This is a genomic window from Arthrobacter sp. SLBN-83, from assembly GCF_006715285.1.
Classification (GTDB): Bacteria; Actinomycetota; Actinomycetes; order Actinomycetales; family Micrococcaceae; genus Arthrobacter.
The window spans coordinates 240,693-253,968 of the sequence record NZ_VFMX01000001.1 but is presented as its reverse complement, the minus strand read 5'-3'; the positions used below and the strand labels follow the sequence as shown (position 1 = coordinate 253,968).

The following is a 13,276-nucleotide window of genomic DNA, read 5'->3' as shown; positions in this document are numbered from 1 at the left end:
CCGCCGCGGAAGGTCAGGCGCGTGCCTGAAGCCCCGGGACGCCGTCGCGGATCTCGAAGGAGGCCTTGGTGGCAACCGGGGCGCCCGGCGTCGTGACGTGGTCCAGCACGCGGAAGTCGGCCGTCATCGCGTCGCGGGTGATGCGGGTGTTCACGTAGCCGCGGTTGTCGTTGTAGAACTTCAGGTGCGGGTTCCAGGCCGTGGTGGCGTCCGTGGTGGAGCCGCTGCCGTCGCCGGTGGAGGTGATGGACGTGCACACCAGCTCCGAGCCCACCACGGGGGAGGCGGGATCCTTGTAGTCCACCTTGACGTCGTTGGCCCAGTGCCGGTGCACATCGCCGGTGAGGACGACGGCGTTGCGGACGTTCGCGTCCACCCAGCCCTGGGTGATGCGGCGGCGAGAGGCCGCGTAGCCGTCCCAGCCGTCCATGGAGACGTCGTCGATCTCCGGCGCCTTGTTGCGGTCCCGCTCGGCGAAGAAGACCTGCTGGCCCAGGATGTCCCAGCGCTGCATGGAGTTGCGGAAGCCGTCCAGCAGCCACCTTTCCTGCTCGGCGCCGGTGATGGTCCGGTCCTCCGCCAGCCGCTCGGTGACGTTCTCCTTCCACCCGTCGCCGGCCAGCTGGTCGTCGCGGTACTGCCGGGTGTCCATCATGTGGAAGTTGGCCAGCTGGCCCCACTGGATCCTGCGGTAGATCTTCATGTCCGGGCCGGCCGGCAGCGACGACGGGCGCAGCGGCATGTTCTCGTAGTAGGCCTGGAATGCGGCGGCGCGGCGCTGCCGGAAGTGCTCCACGCTGTCGTTGAGCTGCCCGGCGTCCTTGTTCTCGGGCACGTCGTCCGCCCAGTTGTTGTCCACCTCGTGGTCATCCCACACCACTGCCCACGGTGCGATGGCATGCGCAGCCTGCAGGTCGGCGTCGGCCTTGTACTGCGCGTGCCGCTGCCGGTAGCTCTCCAGCGTGACGGTCTCCGGGCCCTCGTGGTCGCGCGGGTTGCCGCCACCGATCACGTAGCTGTCCTTCTTGTATTCGTACAGGTAGTCGCCCAGGTGCAGCACCAGGTCCGGGTGGTCCTCGGCCAGGTGGCGGTAGGCGGTGAAGTAGCCGTGCTCATACTGGGCGCAGCTGGCGAACGCCATGGCCAGCGCGGCGGGCGTCTCGTGCAGGGCCGGGCTGGTCAGGGTGCGGCCCACCGGGCTCAGGTGCTTGCCGGCGCGGAAACGATAGAAGTACTCGCGGCCGGCCTTCAGCCCGCGCAGCTCCACGTGCACCGAATGCGCGGCCTCAGGACGGGCCTGCTCAACCCCGCGGGCCACCACCTTCCGCATGCTTTCGTCCTCGGCCACCTCCCACTGCACCGCCACGGGACGGGACGGCATGCCGCCCAACCCGTCCTCCGCCACGGGGTTCAGTGCGAGGCGTGTCCAGAGGACGAAGCCGTCGGGCCACGGCTCGCCTGAGGCGACGCCGAGCATGAAGGGATCCGCCCGGAGGCCGGCGTCATCAGCGGTGGAAACCGCGACGGCGGCGCTCGGCAGTGCGGCGACCAGGCCGGCGCCGAGGCCGGCGGAGATAAGGGTTCTGCGGGAGATATTGTCCATGGCTCCCAAGCTATTTCCAGCTTCTGTACAGGCTTTGAGGAGGATATGAACACCGCGTTAATGGCATGACAAGAACTGTCGTGCTGAATCGGCCCTGTGCAATAAGTGATTGTTGAGTCCGGGCAAGGGCCGGGTCCAGAATCCACCCACCATCCGCCACGGTGGCGGAGGCTGTGTTCAAAGGAAGAAAGCCATGGAATCCGAAGAAGCAGGGCACAAAACGCCGGCGGCATCGACCGGGGCAGCGCACGTTTCGGCGAAGGAACTGGCCGGAGCCGAGGATGCCCGCCGCATCCTGCTGCCCATGATCAGCGCCATGTCATCCCTCGCGGCAAATCCCGCCGCGGCTGCCAAGTTCGCCGAAGGCATCCACACGCAGAACAATGAGCTGGTGCGGGCCGCCCTCCGGGAAGTGCACACTGACCTGGCCGTGGAAGTGGGGCCGGGGCCGGACGATGGGCAGGTTACGGACCGGGCCATCGCGCGCACCACCAGCGTTTCGATCCACATCAGCTGGAACCACGGCTTGAGCATCGATGTCAAGGTCACCAAGAAGAAGTAGCGCGGCCGCCACTAAGCCCGGGCAGCAGTAGGACTGGGCTCAACACGCGGCCCGGGCGTGGAACGTCAGGTACCGCGGATCGCTGCGCCCCACCAGCCGGCCCAGTGCCTCGACGGCCAGCGAATCGGCCGAACCCATGTCCGTGGACAGCCAGCGCGCCACCAGCCCGGCATCCCCGCTGGCCCGAACGGCCGATCCAACGGCCATGTCCAGCTGGTCCCGGAGCAGCTGCACCGTGAGGGCTCCGGACCGGCTGAGCAGGGGAGCGCGGTACGCCTCCAGCGCCTCGGCAATCTTGCCATCGCGCAGGAGGCGCAGCACGCCCGCCGCGTCCGAGCGGCCCGCCAACCCGGGAGCCAGCCGGTAAGGGTTGGACTCCACCGCCCCGCCCAGCACCGAGCGCACCCGGAACATCTCGGTCCGGATGGCCTGGGGCGTCCCGGCGTCGCCATGCAGTTCATACGCCAGCTCCTCCGCTGACCAGCCCTGCGACCGCGAATCCAGCAGCGCCAGGATCTCCGCCCGGCGCAGCGTCAGGGACAAACGGCTCCCATCGGCGAACATCGCCGCGGGCTTCTCGCCCAGCAGTTCCAGCGACTCCACGGCCGCGGCCGGCCGGACAACGCGGGCCGCAGGCTGCCGGGACGCACCCACGGAAGACGAGGCTCCCAAGGAGGTGCCGCCGTCGGACGTTCCCAGCAAAGCCTCCGCCACTCGCACGGCGCACCGCACCATCCGCAACGTGTCCGCGCTGAGGGTGTCCAAGGGTCCGGACACGTCCAGGACCCCGAGCAACTGCCCGGTGGCCGGATCCGTAATGGGCGCCGCGGTGCAGGCCCACTCGTGGTGCGTGCGGACCAGGTGTTCGGCGGAGAACAGCTGCACGGGGCCGCCGGTGACCAGGGCCTCGCTGATGGCGTTGGTGCCGATGCCGGCCTCGGACCAGTCGGCACCTTCCAGGAATTCAAGGTGGTCGGCCCGGCGGAGGACCGAAGGGCTGCCCACCCGCCACAGGATCTCGCCGCTGGCATCGGTGAGCACCAGCAGGTGGCGGCCGGAGCGGGAATCGTCGGCCAGGAGGTCGTGCAGCGCAGGCATCACCTGCTGCAGCCGGTGCTCCCGCCGCAGCTCCAGCACCTCGGCCACCTCGTGCAGGTGCCGCGGGCTGTGCTGGTCCGGGCTGATGCCCAAAGCCATGGAACGGTGCCAGGAATCGATCAGGCTGGTGGGGATCTCGGGCCGTGGGACGCCGGAAATGACTAGCTCGTGCGCGCGCCGCAGCGTCCGTGCATACGTTGCCGGGTCCGAAAACCTCAGGCCGTGGTCCACCGTTTCCTCCTCACAGCCGGCGCCCTTGCCGGATCCGTGTAACGCCGCTGTTACCCCCGCCGGGTTCCACTAGTGATGCAGCTCAAGCCCGCCCCAGCATATCGGGCAGGCGGAGCCCAAGGAACAGCACAAAGGAGTGGAAATGACCCAAACACCCACCGCTGCCGCGCAGGCCTGGCTTTCCGGCCTGGATGACGCGCTGCAGCGGCGCGACGTGGACGCCGCGCTGGAACTCTTCGAGGACGGAACCTACTGGCGGGACTTCGTGGCGTTCACCTGGAACCTCAAAACCCTGGAAGGCAAGGCGGACATCCGCCGCATGCTCGAGGCCACGCTGGACCGGGTGCAGCCGTCCAACTGGGCGCTCGCTGAGGATGCCACCGGGGACGCGCAGAATGTGGAAGCCTGGATCACGTTCGAAACCGGCGCTGCCCGCGGCTACGGCCACCTCCGGCTCCGGAACGGCAAATGCTGGACGCTGCTGACCACCATGCAGGAGCTGAAGGGCTTCGAGGAGAAGAAGGGCCCGCGGCGCGAGCAGGGCGTGGCGCACCAGATCGTCCGCGGACGCAAATCCTGGAAGGAGCTCAAGGAGGAGCAGGAGGCCCGGCTGGGCTACGAGGAGCAGCCCTATTGCGTGATCATCGGCGGCGGGCAGGGCGGAATTGGCCTCGCTGCCCGGCTGAAGCGGCTGGGCGTGCCGACCATCATCGTGGAAAAGAACCAGAACCCCGGCGACTCCTGGCGCAACCGCTACAAGTCCCTGCACCTGCACGACCCCGTCTGGTACGACCACCTGCCCTACCTGAAGTTCCCGGACGACTGGCCCGTTTTCGCCGCCAAGGACAAGATCGGCGACTGGCTGGAGCACTACACCCGCATCATGGAGCTCAACTACTGGTCCGGCACCGAGTGCGTCAAGGCAGCGTACGACGACGGCACGCAGGAATGGGAGGTCAACGTCCTTCGCAACGGCGAACCAGTGACGCTCCGGCCCAAGCAGCTCATTTTCGCTTTAGGCGTCTCCGGCTACCCGAACATTCCAAAGTTCGACGGCGCCGAGACCTTCCTGGGCGAGCAGCGGCATTCGTCCCAGCACCCCGGCGGCGGGGACTGGACGGGCAGGAAGGCCGTGGTGATCGGCTCCAACAACTCCGCCCACGACATCTGCGCGGACCTGTGGGAGCACGGCGCCGACGTCACCATGGTCCAGCGCTCCTCCACCCACATCGCCCGCAGCGAATCCCTCATGGACCTGGCGCTGGGGGACCTGTACTCGGAGCGGGCGCTCGCGGCCGGCGTGACTACTGAGAAGGCGGACCTGCTGTTCGCCTCGCTGCCCATGCGCGTCCTGCCGGAAGCCCAGGTGCCGGTGTACCAGGAGATGGCCAAGCGGGATGCGGAGTTCTATTCGCAGCTGGAGGCCGCCGGGTTCGACCTGGACTTCGGCGTGGACGGGTCCGGCCTGTTCGTGAAGTACCTGCGGCGCGGCTCCGGCTACTACATCGACGTAGGCGCCTCCCAGCTGATCATCGACGGCCGGGTGAAGCTCAAGTCCGGGCAGGTCGCCAAGATCACCGGCAACGCCGTGGTCATGGACGACGGCACTGAGCTGGAGGCGGACCTGATTGTCTATGCCACCGGCTACGGCTCCATGAACGGGTGGCTGGCCGACCTGGTCTCGCCCGAAATCGCGGACCGCGTGGGCAAGTGCTGGGGATACGGTTCAGACACGCCAAAAGACCCTGGCCCGTGGGAGGGGGAGCTGCGCAATATGTGGAAGCCCACCAACGTGCCCAACCTCTGGATCCACGGCGGCAACCTGCACCAGAGCCGGCATTACTCCGCCTACCTGGCGCTGCAGCTGAAGGCCCGGACGGAAGGACTCGACACCCCCGTCTACGAACTGCAGCCCAGCCACCACACCCGCTAAGGAGAACCCATCATGAAGGCAGCACGTTTCCACGCCCGCAAGGACATCCGGATCGAGGACATCCCGGAGCCGGAGCTGCGGGCGGGGGCGGTGAAGATCGACGTCGCCTGGTGCGGCATCTGCGGCACCGACCTGCACGAGTACCTGGAGGGGCCCATCTTCTGCCCCGCGCCGGGGCATCCGCACCCGCTGTCCCACGAGGAGTCCCCGGTGACCCTGGGGCACGAATTCTCCGGGACTGTGGCTGAGGTTGGCGAAGGCGTGGAGGGGCTGGCAGTGGGTGACAACGTCGTCGTCGAACCCTACTTTGTGGACGGCGACTGCGATATGTGCCAGGCGGGCAGCTACCACCTGTGCCGGCAGATGGGCTTCATCGGGCTTTCCGGCGGCGGGGGAGGGCTGAGCGAGAAGATCGTGGTGGACCAGCGCTGGGTGCACCCCATCGGGGACATCCCGCTGGACGAGGCCGCCCTGATAGAACCGCTGTCCGTGGCCCATCATGCGGTGGCGCGCAGTGGCGTCAAGGAAGGCGACGTTGCCCTGGTGGGCGGGTCCGGGCCCATCGGCCTGCTCACCGCGGCCGTCCTGAAGGGCATGGGCGTGACCACGATCATCAGCGAGCTCACCCAGGCCCGGAAGGAAAAGGCCACCTCCAGCGGCGTCGCGGACCATGTGCTGGATCCCAGCCAGGAGGACGTCCCGGAGCGTGTGCGCGAGCTGACCGGCGGCACCGGGGCGGACGTCGCGTTCGAGTGCGCGGGTGTGAATGCCGTGCTGGACACCATGCTCGACGCCGTGCGGCCCGGCGCCGTGGTGGTCAACGTGTCCATCTGGGGCGCGCCGGCCACGGTGGACATGCAAAAGATCGTGCTCAAGGAGATCGACCTGCGCGGCACCATCGCCTACGTCCGCGACCACCCGGCCGTCATCAAGATGGTGCAGGAGGGCAAGGTGGACCTGAAGCCGTTCATCACCGGCCGGATCGCCCTGGAGGACCTGGTGGAGCAGGGCTTCGACACCCTGATCAACCACAAAGACACCGCAGTGAAGGTGCTGGTGCATCCGTAGCCCGGTGTGGGCGGACTTAAGTCCCTGTTTCCCCATAAACCTCAGGCGTAGCTTGAATGTGGGTCCCCCAACCGCGGGGCCCACATTCAAGGGGGGGCATCATGACCAGGCCCAGGCATACGGCACTCAGCGTTCTCGGGCTCAGCGCGCTGTTGCTCCTCACCGGGTGCTTCGGCCCGCCCAGCCCGTCGCCGACCACCAGTTCGGCGGCACCGTCGGCAAGCCCCACCACCAGCGCCAGTCCAAGTACGACGGCGACCGCCACCGCAACGGCAACCCCGACGTCGCCGCCCAGCACCTCAGCCGCGCCCACCACCGCGGCCGCCCCTCCGCCGTCGTCCGCCCCGGCCGGCCCGCCACCGACCCAGGAGCCCCAGCCGACGCAGGAACCCCAGCCCACCGGCCTCCCGGAACAAACCGGCCCGCTGACCATCTACTACGTGGCCGTGGACGACAACGGAGTCTCCGGCCCCCGGATTGGCTGCGGCGACAGCCTGGTGGCCACCACCACGGGGCCGGTCCGCTTTACCGACCAGGTGCGGCCCAGCGTGGAGACACTGCTCGCCAACAAGAAGCGCGACGTGGGGATGTCCGGGCTGATCAACGTGCTGTACCAGTCCAGCCTGACGTACCTGGGCGGCGAGCTGAACGGCAGCACCATCAGCATCTGGCTTTCCGGGCAGTTCATGCTGGGCGGGGTCTGCGACATCCCCAGGGCCAAAGCGCAGCTGGAGTACACCGCCATGGCCGCCTCGGGAGCCACCAGTGCGCTGGTGTACGTCAACGGCCGGCCGATTGACGATGTACTGAGTCTTAAGTAGTGCGTCCGATCAGCCCTCCTTCCGCGCGGCGCCAGGTGGCGGCCGCAGTCCTGCCGGCAGTGGTGCCCGCGGTAATGCTGGCCGTCTTCCGCCAAGCCGTTCGCATGTTCGGTGACCGGCGCGGCTACCAGGCAGGGTTTGCCGCATACTGGGCAATGTGCTGGGGCCTGGCGCTCGCAGTGGCCGGCCTGCCCCGGCTGGCCGGTCTTTGGCGGACATCCGGTTCACCGGGGCGGCACGAGCGAAGGTTGTTCTGGAGCGTTCTGCTGCTGCCGCCGGCCGGTGCCATCACCACCGAATTGATCCCCAACGCCAGGAAAGCAGGCGCGACGGCGGCACTCGCCGCCGTCGGCATCGGCGTCACCAATGCCATGGCTGAAGAGGCGCTGTGGCGGGGCGTACCAATGGCTGTCTTCCCCGGCCGGAAAGTCCTTGGCTGGCTGTGGCCTTCGGCGGGATTCATCGCCTGGCACCTGGTTCCGCTCTCCGTCCGGCCCCATCCCAGGGGCCGCTGGCCCGTGCTGCTCGGTGCGGGGCTGATAGGGCTGGGATACGGATGGGCGGCCCAAATGAGCGGTTCACTCCTGGCAGTGTCCATCGCGCACGCCGCCACCGATTCCTGCGGCGTCCGGGCAGCACGCACCATCTGGTTGCCTTCGGGTGGGGAGGCAACTGGATGAACAGCCTCCAGCACCCGCTGTTCGCCCGTGCCTTCGCGCGCGCTGTCGGCGGCATGGACCGGCGCGGGGCAGCCGAACACCGCCGCCGCATCCTGGCCGGGCTGCACGGATCGGTGATTGAGATTGGGGCGGGTGCGGGATCGTCCTTTGCGCTTTACCCCTCCACAGTCAGCCGCGTCCTGGCCCTGGAACCTGATCACTATCTAAGGGGCGTGGCACAGCAGGCCGCTGCTTCCGCGAGCGTTCCGGTGACCGTTGTCGATGCCGCCGCGGAGCAGATTCCCGCGGAAACCGGCAGCGCCGACGCCGTGGTGGCCAGCCTTGTCCTTTGCAGCGTCAAGGACCAGGCAGGAGTGCTCGCAGAGATCCGCCGGGTCCTGCGCCCCGGTGGCACCCTTGCCTTTTACGAGCACGTCCGCTCCGCCCATCCTCTCCTGGCGAGGGTGGAAGACGTGCTGACCCCGGTGTGGGGCCGGTTCATGGGCGGCTGCCACCTTAACCGGGACACCCTTGCCGCCATCACCGCCGCAGGCTTTAGCGTGCAGGACAACGAGCGGTTCGGCTTCGCCGTGCAGCGGTTGAATCCTTCCCTCGCCCACATCCTGGGCCATGCGGTCAGTCCCGGGCCACCCGGCTGAGAACCGACCGGCCCGGCTCCAGTGCACGCAGGGACGACTTGTCAGAGACGAGTCGTACCCTAGTGCGGTAAAGGCAATATCCCAGTCCAACGTGTCTGAACGGATCCGGCATGACAGACCTGAACGTCCTGGAGTCCAGCCCCCTCCAATTGCCGATCACCGACGCCGCGAGCCTGACGGCCGAAGAGGCCCTGACTCGCCTGGGATCCGGTCCAGGCGGCCTCAGTGAGGAGGAGGCGGGTGCGCGGCTGGAGCAGCTCGGCCCCAACGCAGTCCGAACCCACCGGGCCAACGTCTGGGCCGTGCTGGGCCGGCAGTTCGCCAGCCCCATCCTCATCCTCCTGATCATCACCGCAGGCTTGTCCCTGTTCCTGGGCGACGCCACCAACTCGATCGTCATCGGCGTAATCCTGCTGGTCAGCGTGGGCCTGGGTTTCATCAACGAGTACCGCGCCGAGCTCGCCTCGGAGGCCCTGCACTCCCGGGTGACCCACCAGGCCGCCGTCCAGCGCGGCGGCGCCACAAGGGAAGTGGACGTTACCACGTTGGTGCCGGGCGACGTCGTGCATCTCTCCCTGGGTTCCATCGTCCCGGCCGACATCCGCCTCCTCACCACGAACAACCTGCATTGCGATGAAAGCATCCTCACGGGGGAATCCCAGCCCGCTGCCAAGGACCCTGTCCCCGTGGCCTCCGGCGCAGCCCTTGCCGACCTCGCCTCCTGCGTGTTCATGGGCACCGTGGTCCAGGCCGGCGGCTGCAGCGGCGTGGTGGTTGCCACCGGCGGCCGGGCGGAGTTCGGCCGGATTGCGCTGGGCCTGGGCGAACGGCAGCCACAAACCGAGTTCCAGCTGGGACTCAAACGGTTCTCCTTTCTGCTGCTGCAGGTGGCCGTGGTGCTGACCTCGCTGATCTTCGTGGCCAACCTGCTGCTGGACCGCCCGCTGCTGGAATCTCTCCTGTTCTCCCTGGCCATCGCGGTGGGCATCACGCCGCAGCTGCTGCCCGCCGTCGTCAGCACCAGCCTGGCCACCGGCACCCGCCAGCTGGCCAAGCGGAAGGTGCTGGTGAAGCGGCTGGTGTGCATCGAGGACCTGGGGGACATGGACATCCTGGTCACGGACAAGACCGGCACCTTGACCGAGGGAAGGATCAGCTTCACCCGTGCGCTTCCGGCCGGCGATGGAACGTCCGACGGCGGCCTGCTCACCCTTGGCCTGCTGGCCACCGAGGCGGACTATGCCGGCGCGAAGGCTTCCTCCGCGGGCCAGAACCCGCTGGATGCGGCGCTGTGGGAGAGCCCTGGTGCGGCTGCGTTCGAACCGCGGCGGTTCGAGCGGCTGGACCTGATTGGCTTCGACCACCAGCGCCGCCGCACCACCGTGCTGGTCCGCGACGCGGACGGCCCCGCGCAGCTGGTCACCAAAGGAGCACCGGAGGATGTGCTGGCGCTTTGCGGCCCCACGACGCCGGCCGTGCAGGCCATGCTGGATGAACAGTTCGACGCCGGTGCCAGGGTGGTGGCGGTGGCCACCCGCCCAGCCGCGGGGCTGGGAAAGCTGACCCCGGCTGACGAGCACGGCCTCACCCTGGCCGGTTTCCTGGTGTTCCTGGACCGGCCCAAGGCCAATGCGCGCCAGTCGCTGGACCGGCTGGAGGCCCTGGGCATCTCGGTGAAACTCGCCACCGGGGACAACGCGAAGGTGGCCGAAAAGGTGTGCACGGACCTGGACGTCATCTCCGGCGGCACGCTCACAGGTGCCCAGGTGGAGGGCATGTCCGACGCCGACCTCGCTGCGGCCGCGCGCACCGCCACGATCTTCGCCCGCGTCTCCCCGGAACAGAAGGCGCGCATCATCACCCTCCTGCGGCAAAGCGGCGGCGCGGTGGGCTTCATGGGCGACGGCGTCAACGATGCCCTGGCACTGCACAAGGCGGACATCGGCATTTCCGTCGATACCGCAACGGACGTTGCCAAAGACGCGGCCGACGTCGTCCTTTTGGACAAGGACCTCGGTGTCCTGGCGGACGGTGTGATGGAGGGCCGGCGGATTTTCGCCAACACCATCAAGTACGTGCTGATGGGAACGTCCAGCAACTTCGGCAACATGTTCAGCGCGGCCACGGCTTCCGTGGTGCTGAGCTTCCTGCCCATGCTGCCGGGCCAGATCCTGCTGAACAACCTGCTCTACGATTCCGGGCAGCTGGCCATCCCGGGGGACCGGGTGGACAAGGAACAGCTGCGTGCGCCCTCGCACTGGAACATCGCCTTCATCCGCCGTTTCATGCTCCTCTTCGGCCCCATCAGCTCGCTGTTCGACTTCGCCACGTTCGCCCTCATGTTGTTCGTCTTCACCGCAGCGCCCGGGGAATTCCGGGCCGGCTGGTTCATCGAATCCATCGCCACCCAGACGCTGATCATTTTCGCCATCCGTACCCGGCGGGTGCCGTTCCTGCGCAGCCGGCCGTCCGCGGGCCTGCTCGCCGCGTCCCTGGGTGTAGTGGCCCTGGGTGTGTTCCTGCCGCTTTCACCCCTGGCCGGCGTGCTGGGTTTCGACCCCCTGCCGGTGCCCTTCTTCCTCGCGCTGCTGGGCATGGTGGTGGTGTACCTGGTGCTGGTGGAGCTGGCCAAGCAGTGGTTCTTCACCCGCGGCGCGCAGCAGCTGCCGGCTCAGCCGCCGCCAGTCCAGCGCCGGCACGCCACGCACCACATCTCCCGGCGGGCCTTCCGGTTCAGCATTCCGGTCAGGGTTCCCCCGTTGAGGGCACCTGTTGCCGGGCGGAGGGTTCGGCGGAAACGTTCCGTCCGTAATCTTTAGCCCACGCAGCGCTGCAGGTTGTTAGCATGGTGGGAGAGACGCTGGGGCTCGTCTTTATGTATTCGAAGGTGATGCAGTCCGCCGTGAATGCGTTCAGTCTGGAGCGTTTTTACAATGTGGCGAGAACCAATTAGACGGCGTACCCGTGAGCTTCTGCGGGAATTTGTAGACCGGGCAGATGAACTTGTCCGGACCCAGGAACATGTTGAAGGCCTGCTCGGGGCGGTCGTTTCCCTTACCGAGGACCTGAGCCTGGAGGCTGTGCTTGACCGCGTGGTGCAGTCCGCCTGCGAGCTTGTGGGGGCGCGGTACGGGGCTTTGGGCGTCATTGGTGACGACCAGCAGCTCAGCCATTTCATCACTGTTGGCATCGATGAAGACGGTGCCCGCGTCATCGGTGACCTTCCCACTGGCCACGGAGTGCTGGGCGAGCTGATCCGGGAGCCCAAGCCCTTGCGGCTCCATGATTTGGGTGAACAGCCCATAGCGGTGGGGTTTCCCGCGAATCACCCGCCCATGGGCACCTTCCTGGGCGTCCCCGTAAGGGTCCGGGAAGAGGTCTTTGGAAACCTGTACCTGACGGAGAAGACCGACGGCCAGGATTTCACGGCCGAGGACGAGGACCTCGCAGTTGCCCTGGCCTCTGCCGCCGGCGTGGCCATCCAGAACGCGCGCTTGTATGAGGACAGCAACAGCCGCCAGCGGTGGCTGGAAGCGGGAATGGAAGTCAGCGACCGGCTGAAAGCCCGTCCGGGTTCGGACACCGAAAACCTGGACATGATCGCGGAACGGGCTTTGCATGCTTCCGCATCGGCCTTGTCCCTGATTGCCTCGGTAGCGGGGGACGGAACCTTGCGGTGCCGGACTTCCCTGGGGGTTCAATCAATTCCTGCGGGACAGGAACTTCCGGCGGGTGAAGCGTTGGCCCGGGTGCTTGCAACCGGCGAGTCGGCGGCCCTTACCGATGCGCTGCAGTTGTTCGATGCCGAGTCCGCTGAAAAGCTGGGGCCTGTCCTGGTGGCAGCCTTGGGAAGCGACAGTGATGGCAAGCGGCAAAGCGTGTTGATCCTGGCCAGGTCTGCCGGCGCGACTCGCTACACCGACGTGGATGTTGAACAAAGTGCTGTGTTTGCGTCCCGCATAGGCCTGACGTTGGACCTTCTCAAGGCAAATCAGTTGCGGGAGGAGCACGCGTTGTTCATCGACCGGGAACGGATCGCCGCGGATCTGCACGACCTGGTGATCCAGCGGCTCTTCGCCGCGGGACTGAGCATTCAGGGCCTGCGCCGCTACACCTCGGACCCGTCTGCCCACGAGCGCCGAATCGCGGGGATCACGGCGGAACTGGACGACTGCATCCACCAACTGCGCGACACCATTTACTCCCTGCAAGCACGGGAGCCCGACAAGGAGCTCCTCAGCGGGCGCGTGCTGCGCGCCGTCCAGGAAGCAGCCAACGCTGCCGGCTTCCTTCCCAGGATCCAGCTCTCGGGCCCGGTGGATGATGCCGTGGGCGATGAGGTGGCCGAACAGTTGCTGCGGGTCCTTCATGAGAGCGTCAGTAATGCGGTCAGGCACTCCGGATCGGCGGACATTTCCGTCTTGCTGGCAGCCCAGGAACGTGACGTGGTCCTCACGGTCCGCGACAACGGTTGCGGTTTCACGGACCCCACACGGGTGAGCGGGTTGAACAACATGAAGAACCGGGCCGAGCGCCTTGGTGGCAGCTGCACCATCGACAGTGCCCCTGGCAAAGGCACCAGCGTGACCTGGACGGCGCCCACTGCAAGTTGAGCAGCGGCTCTCTGCGCACGCTCGAGCGG

Annotated in this window: 10 protein-coding genes; 8 read left to right on the top strand and 2 right to left on the bottom strand. The window is 67.4% G+C overall.

Features of this window, described 5'->3' with window-relative positions; translation table 11 throughout:
• Positions 1-13: 13 nt before the first annotated feature.
• Positions 14-1,603, bottom strand: a complete 1,590-nt coding sequence (locus FBY30_RS01070; protein WP_142130783.1) for an alkaline phosphatase D family protein — start codon at positions 1,601-1,603, stop codon at positions 14-16.
• 193 nt (positions 1,604-1,796) lie between these two features.
• On the opposite strand from FBY30_RS01070, the gene FBY30_RS01065 reads away from it, so the two are divergent.
• Entirely contained in the window at positions 1,797-2,165 is a 369-nt protein-coding gene (locus FBY30_RS01065) for a hypothetical protein (protein ID WP_142130782.1), read from the top strand.
• Between the two features lie 39 nt (positions 2,166-2,204).
• Here FBY30_RS01065 and FBY30_RS01060 read toward each other — a convergent pair whose 3' ends face one another.
• Complete coding sequence (locus tag FBY30_RS01060; protein ID WP_142130781.1) at positions 2,205-3,494, bottom strand: GAF domain-containing protein; 1,290 nt, start codon at positions 3,492-3,494, stop codon at positions 2,205-2,207.
• A gap of 142 nt (positions 3,495-3,636) precedes the next feature.
• Here FBY30_RS01060 and FBY30_RS01055 point away from each other — a divergent pair, with 142 nt between their 5' ends.
• From FBY30_RS01055 to FBY30_RS01025, 7 genes are all read left to right on the top strand, one after another.
• Complete coding sequence (locus tag FBY30_RS01055) at positions 3,637-5,427, top strand: NAD(P)/FAD-dependent oxidoreductase (RefSeq protein ID WP_142130780.1); 1,791 nt, start codon at positions 3,637-3,639, stop codon at positions 5,425-5,427.
• A gap of 12 nt (positions 5,428-5,439) precedes the next feature.
• Positions 5,440-6,495: a 2,3-butanediol dehydrogenase gene (locus FBY30_RS01050; protein ID WP_142130779.1), complete on the top strand. Its 1,056-nt coding sequence runs from the start codon at positions 5,440-5,442 to the stop codon at positions 6,493-6,495.
• Positions 6,496-6,596: 101 nt separating this feature from the next.
• Positions 6,597-7,316: a hypothetical protein gene (locus FBY30_RS20755; protein WP_200830607.1), complete on the top strand. Its 720-nt coding sequence runs from the start codon at positions 6,597-6,599 to the stop codon at positions 7,314-7,316.
• Positions 7,316-7,996, top strand: a complete 681-nt coding sequence (locus FBY30_RS01040; RefSeq protein ID WP_142130778.1) for a CPBP family glutamic-type intramembrane protease — start codon at positions 7,316-7,318, stop codon at positions 7,994-7,996. Before FBY30_RS20755 ends, FBY30_RS01040 begins: the two co-directional genes overlap by 1 nt.
• On the top strand, positions 7,993-8,634 hold the full coding sequence (locus tag FBY30_RS01035) for a class I SAM-dependent methyltransferase (RefSeq protein WP_142130777.1): 642 nt from the start codon (positions 7,993-7,995) through the stop codon (positions 8,632-8,634). Before FBY30_RS01040 ends, FBY30_RS01035 begins: the two co-directional genes overlap by 4 nt.
• 110 nt (positions 8,635-8,744) lie before the next feature.
• Positions 8,745-11,453, top strand: coding sequence for a magnesium-translocating P-type ATPase (mgtA, locus tag FBY30_RS01030; RefSeq protein WP_142130776.1), 2,709 nt, complete (start codon positions 8,745-8,747; stop codon positions 11,451-11,453).
• Positions 11,454-11,567: 114 nt separating this feature from the next.
• Positions 11,568-13,247 carry a GAF domain-containing sensor histidine kinase gene (locus FBY30_RS01025; RefSeq protein ID WP_142130775.1) on the top strand — a complete coding sequence of 560 codons (1,680 nt, stop codon included), beginning with the start codon at positions 11,568-11,570 and terminating at the stop codon, positions 13,245-13,247.
• Positions 13,248-13,276: the final 29 nt, after the last annotated feature.

Bases quoted from the DNA above. Each gene is read 5' to 3' on its own strand.
- mgtA (WP_142130776.1), top strand. From the start codon at position 8,745: ATGACAGACCTGAACGTCCTGGAGTCCAGCCCCCTCCAATTGCCGATC.
- FBY30_RS20755 (WP_200830607.1), top strand. From the start codon at position 6,597: ATGACCAGGCCCAGGCATACGGCACTCAGCGTTCTCGGGCTCAGCGCG.
- FBY30_RS01025 (WP_142130775.1), top strand. From the start codon at position 11,568: ATGTGGCGAGAACCAATTAGACGGCGTACCCGTGAGCTTCTGCGGGAA.
- FBY30_RS01055 (WP_142130780.1), top strand. From the start codon at position 3,637: ATGACCCAAACACCCACCGCTGCCGCGCAGGCCTGGCTTTCCGGCCTG.
- FBY30_RS01035 (WP_142130777.1), top strand. From the start codon at position 7,993: ATGAACAGCCTCCAGCACCCGCTGTTCGCCCGTGCCTTCGCGCGCGCT.
- FBY30_RS01050 (WP_142130779.1), top strand. From the start codon at position 5,440: ATGAAGGCAGCACGTTTCCACGCCCGCAAGGACATCCGGATCGAGGAC.
- FBY30_RS01070 (WP_142130783.1), bottom strand. From the start codon at position 1,603: ATGGACAATATCTCCCGCAGAACCCTTATCTCCGCCGGCCTCGGCGCC.
- FBY30_RS01065 (WP_142130782.1), top strand. From the start codon at position 1,797: ATGGAATCCGAAGAAGCAGGGCACAAAACGCCGGCGGCATCGACCGGG.